At 68.6% G+C, this 17,020-nt stretch carries 13 protein-coding genes; 8 read left to right on the plus strand and 5 right to left on the minus strand.

The genetic code is table 11. The features are described 5' to 3' along the window. Window positions 1–170 precede the first annotated feature (170 nt). Together E3T24_RS13180 and E3T24_RS13185 are read left to right on the plus strand one after the other, a co-directional pair. On the plus strand, window positions 171–1,469 hold the full coding sequence (locus tag E3T24_RS13180) for an ISL3 family transposase (RefSeq protein ID WP_134434697.1): 1,299 nt from the start codon (window positions 171–173) through the stop codon (window positions 1,467–1,469). 187 nt (window positions 1,470–1,656) lie between these two features. Beyond that, window positions 1,657–4,713, plus strand: coding sequence for an FtsK/SpoIIIE domain-containing protein (locus tag E3T24_RS13185; protein WP_134365402.1), 3,057 nt, complete (start codon window positions 1,657–1,659; stop codon window positions 4,711–4,713). Between the two features lie 108 nt (window positions 4,714–4,821). Here the strand turns inward: E3T24_RS13185 and ald are convergent, their stop codons facing one another. Continuing rightward, window positions 4,822–5,937: an alanine dehydrogenase gene (ald, locus tag E3T24_RS13195; protein ID WP_134410845.1), complete on the minus strand. Its 1,116-nt coding sequence runs from the start codon at window positions 5,935–5,937 to the stop codon at window positions 4,822–4,824. 236 nt (window positions 5,938–6,173) lie between these two features. On the opposite strand from ald, the gene E3T24_RS13200 reads away from it, so the two are divergent. The 4 genes from E3T24_RS13200 to E3T24_RS13215 are packed head-to-tail and all read left to right on the plus strand — an operon-like array spanning window position 6,174 to window position 10,305. Continuing rightward, window positions 6,174–7,388 carry a spermidine/putrescine ABC transporter substrate-binding protein gene (locus tag E3T24_RS13200; RefSeq protein ID WP_134410843.1) on the plus strand — a complete coding sequence of 405 codons (1,215 nt, stop codon included), beginning with the start codon at window positions 6,174–6,176 and terminating at the stop codon, window positions 7,386–7,388. A gap of 2 nt (window positions 7,389–7,390) precedes the next feature. After that, on the plus strand, window positions 7,391–8,590 hold the full coding sequence (locus E3T24_RS13205) for an ABC transporter ATP-binding protein (RefSeq protein ID WP_134365405.1): 1,200 nt from the start codon (window positions 7,391–7,393) through the stop codon (window positions 8,588–8,590). Then, window positions 8,591–9,502, plus strand: a complete 912-nt coding sequence (locus tag E3T24_RS13210; RefSeq protein ID WP_134365406.1) for an ABC transporter permease — start codon at window positions 8,591–8,593, stop codon at window positions 9,500–9,502. After that, complete coding sequence (locus tag E3T24_RS13215; RefSeq protein ID WP_174235674.1) at window positions 9,499–10,305, plus strand: ABC transporter permease; 807 nt, start codon at window positions 9,499–9,501, stop codon at window positions 10,303–10,305. The genes E3T24_RS13210 and E3T24_RS13215 overlap by 4 nt, the downstream gene beginning before the upstream one ends. 75 nt (window positions 10,306–10,380) lie before the next feature. Here the strand turns inward: E3T24_RS13215 and E3T24_RS13220 are convergent, their stop codons facing one another. Both E3T24_RS13220 and gabT read right to left on the minus strand, forming a co-directional pair. Continuing rightward, window positions 10,381–11,406, minus strand: a complete 1,026-nt coding sequence (locus E3T24_RS13220) for an asparaginase (protein ID WP_134434698.1) — start codon at window positions 11,404–11,406, stop codon at window positions 10,381–10,383. 12 nt (window positions 11,407–11,418) lie between these two features. After that, entirely contained in the window at window positions 11,419–12,801 is a 1,383-nt protein-coding gene (gene gabT, locus E3T24_RS13225; protein ID WP_134405069.1) for a 4-aminobutyrate--2-oxoglutarate transaminase, read from the minus strand. A 104-nt stretch (window positions 12,802–12,905) separates the two neighbouring features. On the opposite strand from gabT, the gene E3T24_RS13230 reads away from it, so the two are divergent. After that, window positions 12,906–13,382, plus strand: a complete 477-nt coding sequence (locus tag E3T24_RS13230; RefSeq protein WP_134365409.1) for an OsmC family protein — start codon at window positions 12,906–12,908, stop codon at window positions 13,380–13,382. Window positions 13,383–13,561: 179 nt separating this feature from the next. Here the strand turns inward: E3T24_RS13230 and E3T24_RS13235 are convergent, their stop codons facing one another. Together E3T24_RS13235 and E3T24_RS13240 are read right to left on the minus strand one after the other, a co-directional pair. Next, entirely contained in the window at window positions 13,562–14,899 is a 1,338-nt protein-coding gene (locus E3T24_RS13235) for an aminotransferase class III-fold pyridoxal phosphate-dependent enzyme (RefSeq protein ID WP_134365410.1), read from the minus strand. Window positions 14,900–14,982: 83 nt separating this feature from the next. Then, window positions 14,983–15,666 carry a lysophospholipid acyltransferase family protein gene (locus E3T24_RS13240; RefSeq protein ID WP_241975814.1) on the minus strand — a complete coding sequence of 228 codons (684 nt, stop codon included), beginning with the start codon at window positions 15,664–15,666 and terminating at the stop codon, window positions 14,983–14,985. 234 nt (window positions 15,667–15,900) lie between these two features. Between E3T24_RS13240 and E3T24_RS13245 the strand changes: the two genes are divergently transcribed. Beyond that, complete coding sequence (locus E3T24_RS13245; protein ID WP_134365412.1) at window positions 15,901–16,983, plus strand: 1-deoxy-D-xylulose-5-phosphate reductoisomerase; 1,083 nt, start codon at window positions 15,901–15,903, stop codon at window positions 16,981–16,983. Window positions 16,984–17,020: the final 37 nt, after the last annotated feature.

Raw genomic sequence — 17,020 nt, forward strand, 5'->3', positions numbered from 1 at the left:
GAGATTTTGCCCAAATCAGGCCCGTACGCCCACGAATAGCTGTTTTAACGGAGAATCTCGGCTCTCCTGCTGCATCTGTGGGTCTTTCGGAGCGCCTTAACGGCCGCACGCCGCTTCCTGTCTAGGTTTCTGACTGTCAAGGAAAGAAACTTTATAGGCGGGAAAACGGCGTGCGATCTCTAACAATATGGCGGACCTTGCTCGGTGTCGACAAGACGGTGGTCGAGGACGTTGATCTCGACCCTGCGACGGGCGTTTTCGTCGCTTCGGTGCGACTGACCAGGTCGATGCGGAACCGGTGCGGGAGCTGCCAGAAGCGCAGCCCGCGCTACGACGACGGGGCGGGGCGCCGCCGGTGGCGGAGCTTGGATTTTGGCACGACCCAGGTCTTTCTGGAGGCGGATTCCCCGCGGGTGTCGTGCCGGGAGCATGGTGTGATCGTGGCTGCGGTCCCGTGGGCCCGGCACCAGGCCGGCCACACGCGCCACTTCGATTCCTACGTCGCGTGGCTGGCCACGAAAACATCCAAGGCTGCCGCGACTGAGTTGATGCGGATCGCATGGCGCACGGTCGGGTCGATCATCACCCGGGTTTGGGCCGACACGGAGGAGCTCCATGATCCCTTCGCCGGGCTCACCCGGATCGGGATCGATGAGGTCTCCTTCAAGCGCGGCCGGAAGTTCTTGACCGTGGTCGTCGACCACGATTCGGGGCGTCTGGTCTGGGCAGCTCCGGGCCAGGACAAGGCCACTCTCGGCACGTTCTTCGATGCCCTCGGCGAGGAACGATCAGCCCTGATCACGCATGTTTCCGCGGATGGGGCCGGCTGGATCGCGACCGTGGTCGCGGCACGCTGCCCGAACGCGGTCCGCTGCGCGGACCCGTTCCACGTCGTCAAATGGGCCACGGAAGCCCTCGACGAAGTCCGCCGGGCAGCCTGGACCGAGGCTCGGAAACAGGCCCGCTTGAACGAGTCCCGAACGGTTGGCCGGCCCGCCCGCGACGCTCCGGCCCGGCCTCACAGCGAGCACGCGAAGTTGATGATGAACTCCCGCTACGCGCTCTGGAAAAACCCGGAGAACCTCACCGAGAAACAACAGATTAAGCTGGCTTGGGTCGTTCAAACCAACCCGGCCCTGGGCCGGGCCTACTACCTCAAAGAAGGCCTCAGACTGGTCTTCAAACTGCCCCACGACGACGCCGCCGAGGCCCTGGACAAGTGGGTCGGATGGGCACGCCGCAGCCGAATCCCATCGTTCGTGAAACTCCAACGCTCCATCGTCAAGCACCGCGCCGCGATCCTCGCCTCGATCGAACACGGCCTCTCAAACGGCCGCATCGAATCCGTCAACACCAAAATCCGACTCATCACCCGAATCGCCTTCGGCTTCAAATCATCCGACGCCCTCATCGCCCTCGCCATGCTCAGCCTCGGCGGCCACAAACCAGTGCTCCCCGGCCGGGTTTAACCCACGGTTACGACAGGAGAGCCAGAATCTCCGTCGAATTGGTTACAGGGTCGACACGGTGGCCCGACTCGGGGTGAGCCTGCGCGGGCGGGGCGGCCGGTTCCTCCCCAGCGGGCGGGGGCGGCGAGAGTGCACGGATGCCGCCTCGGCGCGAGCCGGGGATTCGCCCGGGTGCTGAGCTTGCCGGGTGATCCGAGCCCAGGTACCCCTGACCCTCCCGCCCCGGGCGGCTGACCCTCCCGCGGCCGGGTTTCCGGTGATCGCGAGCCTGGCGCCGCTGGCCGTGGCCGGCATGATCTGGATGATCACCGGCTCGGCCTTCGTTTTGCTGTTCGCCATCCTCGGGCCGGTGATCGCTGTGGCGAGCATGCTCGACGCCCGTCGCACGAATCGTCGGGGCCGGCGCCGGGCCGCGACCGACGAGAGAGAGGCCCTTGCGGCCCTGCGGACGGAAATCTCAGTGCGGCACGATCTCCTGCGCCACGACCGGTGGCAGCGCACCCCCACCGCGGACAGCCTCGCGGTCGCCCCGAACCCGGGAGCGGTGGGCACGGGTACCGACGGGCTGGTCGCCCTGGGCTCCGGCCCGGTGGAGAGCGGCCTCCGGCTGGAAGGAGGGGCCGGCCTGGACGAACACCGCGAGCTGCGGGACACGGCCGCCACTCTGGCAGACGCTCCGATCACCGCCGAGGCGGTTGCGGGCATCGGCATCGCCGGTCCGCTCCCGCTGACGCGTGCGCTGGCCCGCGGGCTCCTGGTGCAACTGGTCTGCGGGCTGCCGCCCGACCAGATCGTGCTGGCCGTGCCGCCGGGCACCGGCTGGTCCTGGGCGCGGGCGCTGCCTCAGGGTACCCCCGGGGCGGCCCCCCGTCCGGAAATTCTGGTCTGCGAGGCTCCGGCTCAGCCCGCCCCGGCCCCGGCCGGCTCCCGGATGATCCTCGCTCTCGCCCCTACGCCGGGCGAACTTCCCTGGGGCTGCGACACCATCGTGCGGGTGCACGGTCCGGGCCGGGCCGAGATCCTGCGGTCCGGGCGGCACGCCCGGGGGCTGGGATTCCAGCCCGAACTGGTCAGCGTCGAACAGGCCGCCTCGGTCGCCGCACGACTGCGCGAGCGCGCCGCGGCGGCCGGGCTGGGCCGCAGGCAACCGTCGGTTCCCGCCACGGTTCGCCTGTCCGATCTCCCCGGCCACCGAGTCTCTGGCACCCGTCCCGTGCTCGAACCGGGCCGGGGCGACGGCCCCGGACCGAGCTTTCCGGCCGGGCTGAGCTGCCCGGTCGGATTGGCGATGCACGGCGAGGTGTCGCTGGACCTGGTCGGCGCCGGCCCGCACGCCGTGGTCGGCGGCACCACGGGCAGCGGCAAGAGCGAGCTGCTCGTGACCTGGGTCGCCGCGATGGCGGCGGCGTTCGTGCCGAGCGAGGTGACGTTCCTGCTGGTCGATTTCAAGGGCGGCGCCGCGTTCGCGCCGCTCGGCGCCCTGCCGCACTGCGTGGGACTGATCACCGACCTCGACGGGCGCCAGGCCGCCCGGGCGCTGGCCAGCCTGGCCGCCGAACTGCGCCACCGCGAACGCGTGCTCCGCGGTGCCGGCGCCCGCGACCTGGTCGAGCTGGGGAAGAGAGGCGGGGCCGCGGCGCTCCCGCGACTCGTGATCGTGGTGGACGAATTCGCGACCATGCTCACGGCTTTCCCCGAGCTGCATGCGCTCTTCGTCGACATCGCCGCCCGGGGCCGGTCGCTGGGAGTTCACCTCATCCTCTGCACGCAACGCCCGAACGGCGTCGTCCGCGACGCCCTCCTGGCCAACTGCACCCTGCGGATATCCTTGCGGGTCAACAACCGCGCCGACAGCGTGGCCGTGCTGGGAACGGATGCCGCGGCGGCGCTGTCCGCCGAACACCCGGGACGCTGCCTGATCGCCACCGCGGCGGGCGCGCCGGTGCTCTGCCAGATCGCCACGACCTCGGAGAGCGAGATCCGCGCCATCGCCGACCGGGTCCTCGACCACGTCGACGGCGCGCCAGCCCTGGACGGACCCGCCCCGCGGCGACCGTGGCTCGACGTGCTGCCGGTCACGGTGACCCGCGAGGATATTTGGGCGGTGGAGGCCGCCAATGCTGCGGAGTCCGCCGAGTCCGCCGAGTCCGCCGAAGATGCAGAGTCCGCCCCGTCCACCTCGCCGGGACGGGCGCCGGAATCCCGACCAGGCCCCGGACCGACGTCTCTGCTGGGGTTGCTCGACGAACCCGAGCGGCAGCGCTACCGGGTGGCCCGCTACCAGCCGTTCCTCGGCGGAAACCTGCTCGTGCTCGGCGCTTCCCGCGCCGGCAAGACCGGCGTGCTGGCATCCCTGGCCGAGCAGTCTGCGTCCGCGCCGGACGCACCGTGCCAGGTTGAATTCGTCCCGCCGCACGTCGAGGGAGTGTGGGACGCCCTCGACCGTGCTCGGCGCCTCCTCGACAGCGACGTCGGTCCGGCCGGGCGCCTGCTGCTGATTGACGACTTCGATTCCGTCTACGCCCGCTGGGATCAGGACTACCGCCCGGCCGCGCTCGAGTTGCTGGCCGGACTGCTCCGCGACGGCGGAGAAGGCGGGCTGCGGGTCGTCGTCGCCGCCCAACGGCTTGCCGGGGCGTTGCAGGTGCTGCCCTCCTTGTGCCAGAACAGGCTGCTCCTGCGGCTCGCCGATGTGGCCGAACACGTCGGGGCCGGGGGAACGGCAGCCTCGTTCGACGACACAATGCCGGCGGGCGGAGGCACGTGGCAGGGCCACCGCATCCAGCTCCTCTGCCCGGAACCGGGCGCCGTGGCCCGCTGCGTGGCACTCGCGGCCCGCGGCGCCGAGGCGGGAGTCGCCGAGCACCTCGCCACGGGGCCCGACCGCACACTGCTTGTGGTTTCGGGTTCCCCGCCCCGCACGGCCGCTGCGTTCCGGGCCGCCGGTGGCGCCGAAATCGTGGATCTCGGCCGAATGACGGATGCCTCGCAACTGCGGGCGACGCTTCCCGGGGCCGGAACCGTCTTCGTCGGTGACGTGGACGCGTGGCAGACGCACTGGTCCCTGCTCGCGTCCCTCAAGCCGCGCGCGGAACTCGTGTTCGACGGCTGCAGCCTCGCCGACTACCGGATGATCAGCCGCCGGCGGGACCTGCCGCCGCCGCTCGCTCCCGGACGGGGGCGGATGTGGGCGATCCGCCCGGATGGAACGGTGCGCCGGGCCGTGCTGCCGGCGGGCTCGTGACGGGCGACGCGGGAGAGGGAAGACGCGGGAGAGGGAAGACGCGGGAGAGGGAAGACGCGGGAGAGGGAAGACGCGGGAGAGGGAAGCGGAGGACCGGGCAGGCCCGGGTCAGCCGAGCGCGTCCGAGAGCGCGCGCAACTGAAGCCCGTGGGCGCTGGCCACCGGGGCGCTGGTGACCAGCCCGCCGACCGTGTTCAGGCCCAGGGCGAGCGCGGCATCCGCGAGCACGGCATCCTTCCAGCCCCGGTTCGCGATCATGCGCACATAGGGCAGGGTCGCGTTCGTGAGGGCGTAGGTCGAAGTGTTCGGCACGGCGCCGGGCATATTGGCGACACAGTAGAACAGCGACCGGTGCACCATGAACGTGGGGTCCGCGTGCGTCGTCGGGTGGGAGTCGGCGAAGCATCCGCCCTGATCGACCGCGATGTCCACGAGCACACTCCCCGGCTTCATCCGGGAAACGAGTTCGTTGCTGACCAGCTTCGGGGCTTTCGCCCCGGGGATCAGCACCGAGCCGATGACCAGGTCGGAGTCGAGGAGCGCCTTGTCGATCTCGTAGCTGTTGGAGGCGATCGTCTGCACGCGGCCGAAGTACAGGGCGTCGAGTTCGCGCAGACGGAACAGGTTGGTGTCGAGCACCGTGACCTGCGCGCCGAGCCCGAGTGCGACCTGCATGGCTGCCGTGCCGGCCACACCGCCGCCGAGCACGGTGACCCGTGCCGGGTGGGTGCCCGGCACGCCGGGGACGAGCAGGCCCGGGCCGCCATTGGGCTTGAGCATCGCGTTGGCGCCGACGATGGGGGCGAGGCGACCCGCGACCTCGCTCATAGGTGCGAGCAGCGGAAGCGTGCGGTTGGGAAGCTGCACGGTCTCGTACGCGATGGCCGTGACCCCGCTCGCCAGCAGCGCGTGGGTGAGTGCCGGCTCGGCGGCGAGGTGCAGATACGTGAAAAGAAGCAGGTCGGGGCGGAAGTAGCCGTATTCGGCGGCGACGGGCTCCTTGACCTTGAGCAGCAGGTCGGCGGCGGCCCAGGCGGACGCGGCATCCGGTATGAGGGTCGCCCCGGCCGCGCCATAGCTCTCATCGGTGATGGACGAACCGAGGCCCGCCCCCGTCTGAATCAGCACCTCGTGGCCGTTGGCCACCAGATCCTGCACCCCCGCGGGCGTGATCGCGACCCGGAATTCGTTGTTTTTGACCTCTGCGGGGACTGCGACCTTCATGGTGCTCCTTCCGGCTGCTGTGGACCCCAACGTCCATGCCCGAAATCCTACCTTCGCCCAACCGCCCTTTTCGAGTGCGTTTCTGCCGGGGGAGTGCTGATTCCGTGAGAAACCGCGGCGACAATTAACGATTTGGTCACTCTTGGGTGAAGAAACGGCCGTCCTGTGCGAGTATCTAGCAACTCGCTAAGTTGTGTGTGTTAGATCCCCGCTGAAAAACGCAAGGAGACCCGAACATGTTGCCCAGGCCGTTGCCCGCCGATCCCATGATTCAGCAGCTCATCCGTCAGGCCCAGCAGGCCAAAATGGGGCGTCGCACTCTCCTGGCCGGCGCGGGCGGCGGAGCAGCCGCCCTCGCCCTCGCCGCCTGTTCCAGCGGGGGCGCCAAGAGCAAGCCCACGGCAGCTGCGGACAAATCCGCCACCAGCAAACTCGTGCGCTGGGACAACTGGGCTCTCTACATCGACGTCGACGACGCCGGCAACTACCCCACCCTCCAGGCGTTCGAGGCCGAGACCGGCATCAAGGTCGAGTACACCGAGGCGGTCGACGACAACAACACCTACTACGGCAAGGTCAAGGACCAACTGGCGCTCGGCAAGGACATCGGCGCGGACACCGTCTGCCTCACCGACTGGATGGTCGGCCGGATGATTCGGTTCGGCTACACGCAGGAACTGGACCACGCCAACATCCCCAACCTGAAGAACCTCTTCCCGTCCTTGAAAGACGTGGGATTCGACCCCGGCCGCAAGATGAGCGTGCCGTGGCAGGGCGGGTTCGCCGGCATCTGCTGGAACAAGGAGAAGCTGCCGGGTGGCCTGACCTCGGTGCAGGACCTCTGGGCCCCCGAGCTCAAGGGCCGCGTCGGCGTCCTGTCCGAAATGCGCGACACCATGGGCCTGATCATGCTCGACCAGGGCGTGGACATCTCCGGGGACTGGGGTGACGACGAGTACAACGCCGCGATCGACGAGCTGTCCAAGCAGGTCTCGGACGGCCAGGTTCGCAACATCAAGGGCAACGCCTACAAGGAGGACCTCATCAACGAGGACACCCTCGCGGCCATCGTCTGGTCGGGCGACATCGTGCAGCTCAACGCCGAGAACGGCGACAAGTGGGGCTTCTCCGTGCCGGAGAAGGGCGGCACGCTGTGGAACGACAACTTCCTGGTGCCGATCGGTGCCACCCACAAGAAGAACGTCGAGACACTGATCAACTACTACTACGACCCGGCCGTCGCGGCCGAGGTCGCGGCGTACGTGAACTACATCACGCCCGTCGTCGGAGCCAAGGAAGCCGCCATGGCGATCGACCCGGAACTCGCGAACAACCAACTGATCTTCCCGGACGAGGCCACCCTGAAAAAGGCGAAGGTCTTCCGCAACCTGTCCGGCGCCGAAGAGCAGAAGTACGACGCGGCGTTCCAGAGCATCCTGCTGGGTTCGTAGGAATGGCAACCGGCGCGTTCGCCAGCGCGGGGGCCGACCTGGAGCTGGTGGGCATCCAGAAGCGTTTCCCCGGCTTCACCGCGATCGAGCACCTCGACCTGAAGATTCCCGCGGGGTCGTTCTTCGCCCTGCTCGGCCCGTCGGGTTGCGGCAAGACCACCACCCTGCGCCTTGTCGCCGGGCTGGAGGAGCCGACGGCCGGACGGATCCTGATCGGCGGCACGGATGTCACGCACCAGAAGACGTTCCAGCGCCCGGTGAACACGGTGTTCCAGAGCTACGCCCTCTTCCCGCACATGACGGTGCTGGAGAACGTGGCGTTCGGGCTGCGCCGGCGCCGCATCGACGACCCGGTCGCCAAAGCCCATGAGGCGCTCCGCCTGGTGGAGCTGGACCACCTGGCGTCGCGCAAACCGCAGCAGCTGTCCGGTGGGCAGCAGCAGCGGGTGGCCCTGGCCCGGGCGATCGTCAACCGGCCGGCCCTGCTGCTGCTCGACGAGCCGCTCGGTGCCCTCGACCTCAAGCTCCGGCGCCAGATGCAGCTCGAGTTGAAGACCATCCAGGAGGAGGTCGGTCTCACCTTCCTGCACGTCACCCACGACCAGGAGGAGGCCATGACCATGGCCGACACCGTCGCGGTCATGAACAAGGGCCGGATCGAGCAGATGGGCGCCCCCGAAGAGCTCTACGAACTGCCGAGAACGGCGTTCGTCGCCAACTTCCTCGGCCAGTCGAACCTGTTCACCGGCCCGGTGGTCGGCAGCACCAGCGAGGCGATCTCCGTGGACGTGGCCGGGCAGCGGGTCGTGGTCCCGGCCGCCCGGGCGCACCGGCACGCCGGGGAGGTGACCGTCGGGGTGCGCCCCGAGAAGCTGAGCCTGCACGTCGAGGCACCCGCGGACGACGTCAACCGCAACATCGTGGGCCCCGGCCGGGTGGTGGACGTCTCGTTCAGCGGGGTGAGCACCCAGTATCTGGTCGAGGTGCCCGGCCTCGGCACCCTCGTCGTCTTCGCCCAGAACATGGCCTTCGGCCCGGTCGCCGGTGAGGGCGACGAGGTCTGGATGAGCTGGAACATCGAGCACGGCTTCGGACTCGACGACGACCCGTCGGACGAACCCCGTTTCGAGGCCGACACCTCCACCCGCAGCATCGCCACCCAGAAACGCGATTCCCTCCTCTCGGAGCTCGGGGGGGCCTAGATGGCATTCGCGGCCTTTGCCACCACCACCGCGCCCGAGCCGGCGGCTCGGCGCAGGAGCCCGATCGCCCTGCTCCTGCTGCTTCCGGGCATCCTGTACCTGGTCCTGTTCTTCCTCGCGCCGCTGGTGTCGCTGCTGCTGACGTCCTTCCAGAAGCCGACCGAGTTCGGCGACATCGGCCAGTTCGACTACGCCTTCAGGTGGGAGAACTACGTCGACGTGGTCCAGGCGTATTGGCCGCACATCGTGCGTTCGTTCGGCTATGCGCTGATCGCCACCGTCCTGGCCCTGCTGTTCAGCTACCCGCTGGCCTATTTCATCGGGGTGAAGGCCCGGAAATGGCCGCTGCTGCAGAGCCTCATGCTCGTGCTGGTGATCGCTCCGTTCTTCATCAGCTTCCTGCTCCGCACCCTGGCCTGGAAGCAGATCCTGTCCGACGAGTCGTTCATCATGACCTCGCTCAAGGCGCTGTCCCTGATGCCCACGGATGCCCATTTCACCGGCACCCCGATCGCCGTGATCTTCGGGATCACCTACAACTTCATCCCGTTCATGACCCTGCCGCTGTACACGACGCTCGAGCGGCTCGACCTGCGATACCTCGAAGCGGGCAGCGACCTGTACGCGCATCCGTTCGAGGTGTTCCGCAAGATCACCATCCCGCTGTCGATGCCGGGGATCGTGGCGGGGACGCTGCTCACGTTCATCCCGGCGGCCGGTGACTACATCAACGCGAGCCGGGACTTTCTCGGCGGACCGGACACCCAGATGATGGGGAATGTGATCGAGGCCAACTTCCTCGTTCTCCAGAACTTCCCGGCGGCGGCGGCGCTGTCGATCATCCTGATGTCGGTGATCCTGATCGTCGTGGGCATCTATGTGAAGCGCGCGGGCACGGAGGAACTGCTGTGAAGATCTCACTGGGCAAATGGCTGCTCCCGCTGTACACGGTTCTGGCGCTGACCTTCCTGATGGTGCCGATCGTGTACACCTTCGTCTTCTCGTTCAACGACTCGCTCAAGTCGAACATCACCTGGCGCGGGTTCACCTTCGACAAGTGGCTCAACGTCTGCGCCGTGCAGAACGGCGCCGTCTGCGAGGCGTTCGCGAACAGCATCATCATCGGCGTCGTGGCGACCATCGTGGCCACCGCCCTTGGCACCATGATCGCGATCGCGATCGTGCGGTACCGGTTCAAGTTCCGGTCGCAGACCAGCCTGTTCCTGTTCCTGCCGATGGCCACGCCGGAGGTCGTGCTCGGTGCCGGGCTCGCCGCGCAGTTCCTGTCGATCGGGGTGCCGAAGGACATGCTCACGATCATCCTGGCCCACATCATGTTCTGCATCAGCTTCGTGGTGGTGACCGTCAAGGCGCGCGTCTCCAGCCTGGACCCGGCGCTGGAAGAGGCGGGGCGCGATCTCTACGGCTCGCCGACGCAGGTGTTCATGCGAATCACGTTCCCCCTGCTGCTGCCCGGGATCCTGGCCGCCGCACTGCTGTCCTTCGCGCTGAGCTTCGACGACTTCATCATCACGAACTTCAACTCCGGCGCCGTGACGACCTTCCCGAAGTACATCTACGTGTCCGCCGCCCGGGGGATCCCGGCCGAGGCGAACGTGATCGCATCCGCGGTGTTCATTTTCGCCCTGGTCATCGTGGTCACCACGCAGGTGTCCCAGGCGGCGCGGGCGAAGCGGCTGGCCAAGCAGGCCTGACGCAGCGAACCCGACCGGCCCCGACGAAAACGCCGGGTCCGGTCGGGTTTCAGCTGTGGTCGCGCACGGGGGCGGCTAGATGTAGCTGGCGCTGACCTGGCCGACCGGCCGGCCTCCGCCGTACACGGTGAGGCTGAGGTCCGGCAGGATGGCCTCCACGTCGGTGTGCGCGATCGCGCCGGCATCCGCCAACAGGCGCAGGGCGACGATGGTCGCGGCCCTCAGGTTGCCGTCCAGCATCTTGAGGGCGACGGTGACGCCGTTGGCGGCCGAGGCCACCATGATCCCTTCGGCGCCGGTCTTGATGAACAGGCCCAGACGCTCGATCACGATCGTGTCCGGCAGACCGGGTCCGGCCACGACCCAACCATGCTGGCGCACGGCCTCGGCCAGGAAACCGGCTTCGCGGTAGATCGCGAACGGGGAGTTGGACTTGGACGTTGCGATGCGGGCGATGCCGCGGGCCAGGGCGGTCAGCGACAGGGCGTGCACGGGCGCGCCGCAGCCGTCGATGCCGGTGGCGGAGGGGCGCTCACCGGTGAACCGCTCGACGACGTCGAGGATTCTCTTCTGCAGCGGATGCTCCGGCTCGAGGTAGCCGGACAGGGCCCAGCCGTTCTGCTTGCAGGCCACGAGCATGGCCGCGTGCTTGCCAGAGCACTCCATGTAGACCGGGGCCTTGCCGGCGCCCAGGCGCACCAGGGCGTCGCGCGTGGCGGAATCGTTCGGCCAGGCGGCCGGGCAGGCTAGCGCCGTCTCGGGGATCCCCGCGCGGGACAGCAGGGCGCGCACGAGATCCGCGTGCCGCTGTGTGCCGCTGTGGCTCGATGTCGCGATCGCGGCGTCCTCGCCTCGCAGCGTGACCCCGCTGGCCATCACGGCGATGGCCTGGAACGGCTTCATCGACGAGCGCGGGAAAACCGGGCTCGTGACGTCGCCGAGGGCGCGGAGGACCGCGCCCTCGCTGGTCAGGACGACCGCCGACCCGGCGTGCCGGGACTCGATGAAGCCGTTGCGTTCGATCGTCGCCAGTTCGACCGCGTCGCCGACCGTGAAGGTGTGGGCGGGGGCGTCGGTGAGTGAGTCGTGTGTGAGGTGCACGGGTGCGAACGCCTAGAGCGCGGCGATCGCGTCGTCGATGACCGCGAGGGCATCGGCGAGGAGGGCGTCGGTCACGGCGAGGCTGGGCAGGAAGCGCAGCACGTTGCCGTAGGTTCCGGCGGTGAGCAGCAGCACACCGTGCTGAGCGGCGTAGGTGGCAATGGACGACACGGCGGCGGCGTTCGGCGCCTTGGTGGTGTCGCCGGTACCCGGCTGCACCAGTTCGATGGCGATCATGGCGCCGCGGCCACGGATGTCGCCGATGATGTCGTACTTGTCCTTCAACGCCCCGAGACCGGCGCGCAGCGTGTTCTCGATCCGCACGCCCTCGGCCAGGAGGTCGTTGCGTTCGATCGACTCGAAGACGGCGATCGCGGCCGCGCAGGAGACCGGGTTTCCGCCGAAGGTTCCGCCGAGCCCGCCGGGCTGGGAGCCGTCCATGATCTCGGCGCGACCGGTGACGGCGGCCAGCGGCATTCCGCCGGCGATGCCCTTCGCGGTGAGTACGAGGTCGGGGGTCCAGCCGAAGTGCTCGCTGGCGTAGTACTTGCCGGTGCGGGCCATGCCGCTCTGGATCTCGTCGGCGATCATGACGACCCCGTTGGCCGTGCACCAGGTCTGCAGAGCGGTGAAGAAGCCCTCGGCCGGAACCATGAAGCCGCCCTCACCCTGGATGGGCTCGACCACCAGGCAGGCCAGGTCGCTGGCGCCAACGACCTTCTCCAGGTACGCGATCGTGCGCGCCGCGGCATCCGCGCCACTGAGTCCGTCGTGATAGGGGTAGGAGCTGGGGGCGTGGTAGACGTCGCTGGCGAGGGGGCCGTAGCCGGTGGCGTAGGGCATGGCCTTGTAGTTCATGGCCATGGTCAGCACGGTGCGGCCGTGGTAGGCGTGGTCCAGTACGGCCACGGCGCGGCGGCCGGTGTACTTGCGGGCGATCTTGACGCCGTTTTCGACGGCTTCGGCGCCCGAGTTGATCAGCACCGATTTCTTCGGGAAATCGCCGGGGGTGTGCTCGGCGAGCAGCTCGCAGACGCGCACATACTCCTCGTAGGGCGTGATGGTGAAGAGGGTGTGGATAAAGTCCTGGGTCTGGGCGACGGCGGCCGCGACGACGCTGGTCTCGGTGTGGCCGATCGTGGTCACGCCGATGCCGGCGCCGAGGTCGATGAACTGGTTGCCGTCGACGTCGACGAGGATCGCGCCGTTGGCCTGGGCGATGTAGACGGGCAGGGCGCTGGCGACGCCGCCGGACACGGTGGCCAGTCGGCGCTTCTGCAGTTCGGCCGATTTCGGGCCCGGAACCGCGGTCACGATCCTGCGTTCCTGCGTCACCGTGTAAACCGGTGCGGCGGGGGTGGACGGGGTGGTCGAAGGCGTCATCGTGTCAGTCATGGTGTGACCAGTTTACCGATCCGGTCCACGCCCGGCGCGGCGTTTTGCTGCGAGAATCGGTTCCCAGGGCTTGAGGTCTGCTTCAGAATCCAAAAGGAGGCGCCGTGATCGGTGCACATCGCTACGCCGTGAGTGTCGCCTGGACCGGCAACCGGGGCACCGGCACCAGCGGCTATCGCGACTACGGCCGGGAACACCTGATCGAGGCGGCCGGCAAGGAGCCGATCAGCGCATCGGCCGACCGCAGCTTCCACGGGAACGCAGACCGGTGGAATCCGGAGGAACTGCTGCTCGCGGCCCTGAGCGAGTGCCACCTGCTGTCGTTCCTGCACGTGGCGGTCCGGTACGGCGTCACCGTTGTCGCCTACACGGATGACGCGGTCGGCTCGATGGTGCAGACCCCGGATGGCGGCGGCCGCTTCACCGAGGCGATCCTCCGCCCGCAGGTGACGGTTTCCGATCCCGGCCAGTTGGAACTCGCCCAGTCCCTGCACGCCGAGGCGGCGCGCCTGTGCTTCATCGGCGCATCCGTAAACTTCCCGGTCACGCACCAACCGGTCACGGTAGCCGTCACCCACTAAGCCACCACGCGCCCACCACCCGCCCACCAAGCGCCGAGCCACCACCCGCCGAGCCGTGAGCTTGACTCCCATTTTTTCAAGAAAATGGGGCGAAACTCACGGCTCGGCGAACGGATGCGACGGGGTGACGGGGTGACACGACCGGGAGAGGCGACCGGGGGAGGCCGCGCCGGAAGGGACTACAGGCCGGACAGGGCGGCGAGGGTCTCCTCGATTACGGTGGCGGCGTCGTCGATCAGTTCCTCGGAGATGACGACTGACGGCATGATGCGCAGCACGGAGTCCCAGCTGCCGGCATCCAGCACGATTACACCGTTGGTGGTGGCGTGCTTGATGATGGCGGTGAGTGCCTCGGGGTACGGCGTGGTCGTGCCGGGGTGCACGAGCTCCACGCCGAACATGGCGCCCTTACCGCGCACGTCGCCGACGACGGAGAACCGCTGGGGCCAGTCGCCGATGCGCGCCCAGAGCGCCTTCTCGACCCGCTGCGCCTCGCCGAGGAGGTCATCGCGCTCGATCAGGTCGAAGACCGCGAGGGCCGCCGCGGTGGAGACCGGGTTGCCGCCGAAGGTGCCGCCGATTCCGCCGGGCTGCACGGAATCCATGATATCGGCGCGGCCGGTGACCGCGGCCAGCGGGAATCCGCCGGCGATGCCCTTGGCCGTTGTGACCAGGTCGGGCACGACGCCGTGGTGCTCGATGGCGTACCAGGTGCCGGTGCGGGCGATGCCGGCCTGGATCTCGTCGGAGACGAAGACGATGCCGTTCTCTGTGCAGAATTCGCTCAGCCGCTTGAAGTAGCCGGGGGCGGGGATGACGATGCCGCCGTCGCCCTGGATCGGCTCGATGAAGAAGGCTGCGATCTCGGAGGCGCCGATGTGGGTGTTGATGTAGTCGATGGTCTTCTCGGCGGCTTCTTCACCGGTCAGGCCGTCTCGGTAGGGGTAGCTGGTCGGCACGCTGTAGATCTCGCCGGGGAAGGGTCCCATGCCGGCTCGTTCCGGCCAGGGGCGGTAGGTCATCGCCATGGTCAGGTTGGTGCGGCCGTGGAAGGCGTGGTCGAGCGCCACGATGGCGCGACGGCCGGTGAACTTGCGGGCGATCTTCACGGCGTTCTCGACGGCTTCGGCGCCGGTGTTCACCAGGACGGAGCGCTTCTCGAAGTCACCGGGGGTGATCTCGGCGAGCTTCTCGGCGACCGCTACGTAGTTCTCGTAGGGAGTGACTGTGAACAGGGTGTGCGTGAGCTTGGCGGCCTGCGCGGCGGCGGCCGCGGCCACGTCCTGGTTCGCGTGGCCGATGGTGGTCACGCCGATGCCGCAACCGAGGTCGATGATCTGGTTGCCGTCCACGTCAACGAGGATCGCGCCGGCTCCGTGATCCATGTAGATATTGACCAGCGTGCCGGCGCCGCGAGACACCGAGCGCAGGCGACGTTCCTGCAATTCGACCGATTTGGGGCCGGGGAGGGCCGTGACGAGTTTGCGTTTTTGGGGTACCGAATACTCTGCAGACATGACTCCAGCTTAGGTCGCGCCCATTTCCGCGGTGTTTCCGACCGGCCGGAGAGCGGCGAGACGGGCCCGGACGGCAGCCGGAGTCAGACGCGTTCGCGCGGGAAGACGCGGTCGGCGAGCTTCTGCAGCGTGCCGGACGGCGGCGATTCGTTGTACTTGCCGGCCAGTTCCTGATGGGACAGGGAGTGGATGGCGGCCATGACCTCGTCGGTCGCGGCGCGCCGGGCCTTGCCGGACTCGGGGGAGCCGTGGCGACGCAGGTCGAGGGGCTCGCCGAAGGCCACGGTGACCTTGCGGATGCGGGGAAACCTCGCCCCGACCGGCTGGATTTCCTGCGTGCCGATCAGCCCGACGGGCACGACGACCGCTCCGGTGGTGAGAGCCAGCCAGGCCACCCCCGTGCGCCCCTTGTACAGACGGCCGTCGAGAGACCGGGTCCCCTCCGGATAGATCGCGAAGGCGCTGTCGGACTCCAGGATGCTGCGCCCGGCGTCCAGGGCATCCTGCGCCGCCTGCCCGGCCCCGCGCTCGACTCCGACCGCGCCGATCGAGGTGAAGAAGGTGCGGCAGACCCAGCCCTTGAAACCCGTGCCGGTGAAATAGGTGGACTTGGCCAGGAACTGCACGCGCCGCGGCGCAGACAGCGGAATCACGATGCTGTCGATGAAGGACAGGTGGTTGCTGGCGAGGATGACGGGACCGGTCCGGGGGATGTTCTCGCGCCCGGTGATGGTGGGACGGAAGACCAGCCGGGCGATCGGCGCCATGATGCCGTAGCCGAGGAAATAGACGAATCCGGGCCGTTTCGTGGCTTCCGGTTCATCGGCGACCGGTTCGACGTGAGGCTTGTCCTGGGGTTCGTCGTGAGCTTCGTCCTTGGCACCGGTCATCCGACGACCCTACCGCCACGGTGCCGCCCGCCACGAAAGGACGGCGTCGCGCGCCCCGGCCGGGGGCCCGGGGCTCTGGGCGGACCGGGCTCCCGGACGTAACATGGAAAGGTGCGCAGACGAGTAGTTATTCTCGGGTCCACCGGCTCGATCGGAACCCAGGCCCTCGACGTGATCAAGCGGAATCCCAGCTGGTTCGAGGTGGTCGGGCTGTCCGCGGGCACCAATCGCACCATGCTCGACGAGCAGGCGGCCGAGTTCGAGGTCGAGCACACGGCGCTCGGCGCCGACGAGGCCGAACAGCTGGTGCGCGATGTGGAGGCCGACGTCGTGCTCAACGGCATCACCGGTTCGGTGGGTCTCGGGCCGACCCTCGCCGCGCTGCGGGCCGGGCGAACCCTCGCGCTGGCCAACAAGGAATCGTTGATCGTCGGCGGAGACCTGGTGAAGTCCCTGGCGGCGCCGGGGCAGATCGTGCCCGTCGACTCCGAGCACTCCGCCATCGCCCAGGCACTGCGCTCCGGCACTGCCCGTGAGGTGCGGCGCCTGGTGCTGACGGCATCCGGGGGGCCGTTTCGCGGTCGCAGCCGGGGTCAGCTGGCGGGTGTCACCCCGGCGGAGGCACTCGCCCACCCCACCTGGGACATGGGCCCGGTGGTCACCACGAACTCCGCGACGCTCGTCAACAAGGGCCTCGAGGTGATCGAGGCGCATCTGCTCTTCGACGTCGGGTACGAGCACATCGACGTGGTCGTGCACCCGCAGTCGGTGGTGCATTCCATGGTCGAGTTCATCGACGGGTCCACGATCGCCCAGGCCTCACCGCCCGACATGCGCCTGCCCATCTCCCTGGGCTTGTTCTGGCCGAACCGCGTCTCTGCGGTCGGCGTGCCGATCGACTGGACCACCCCGCACAGCTGGACCTTCGAACCCCTCGACACCGCGGCCTTCCCGGCGGTCGACCTGGCCAAACAGGTGGGGCGTGCGGGATCGACCTACCCGGCCGTGTTCAACGCGGCCAACGAGCAGGCGGTCGCGGCGTTCCATGCGGGCGCCATCGGCTTCCTCGGCATCGTCGACACCATCCAGCGGGTCGTCGAGGCGCACGAGCAGGACGGCCCGCTCACCCGCGAGTCGCTCGCCGCGGCCGAGGTCTGGGCGCGGGCCGCGGCCGACGCGCTCATCGCCGGCTGACGGCGAGCCCGGCCGCAGGCACGCTCACTGCGACACG

Origin of the sequence: Cryobacterium sp. TmT2-59 (assembly GCF_004403545.1) — a bacterium.
Classification (GTDB): Bacteria; Actinomycetota; Actinomycetes; order Actinomycetales; family Microbacteriaceae; genus Cryobacterium; species Cryobacterium shii.

Coding starts and splice junctions, on each gene's coding strand:
- ald (WP_134410845.1), bottom strand. CDS start 5,937: ATGAAGGTCGCAGTCCCCGCAGAGGTCAAAAACAACGAATTCCGGGTC.
- E3T24_RS13200 (WP_134410843.1), top strand. CDS start 6,174: ATGTTGCCCAGGCCGTTGCCCGCCGATCCCATGATTCAGCAGCTCATC.
- E3T24_RS13205 (WP_134365405.1), top strand. CDS start 7,391: ATGGCAACCGGCGCGTTCGCCAGCGCGGGGGCCGACCTGGAGCTGGTG.
- E3T24_RS13210 (WP_134365406.1), top strand. CDS start 8,591: ATGGCATTCGCGGCCTTTGCCACCACCACCGCGCCCGAGCCGGCGGCT.
- gabT (WP_134405069.1), bottom strand. CDS start 12,801: ATGACTGACACGATGACGCCTTCGACCACCCCGTCCACCCCCGCCGCA.
- E3T24_RS13235 (WP_134365410.1), bottom strand. CDS start 14,899: ATGTCTGCAGAGTATTCGGTACCCCAAAAACGCAAACTCGTCACGGCC.
- E3T24_RS13240 (WP_241975814.1), bottom strand. CDS start 15,666: ATGGCGCCGATCGCCCGGCTGGTCTTCCGTCCCACCATCACCGGGCGC.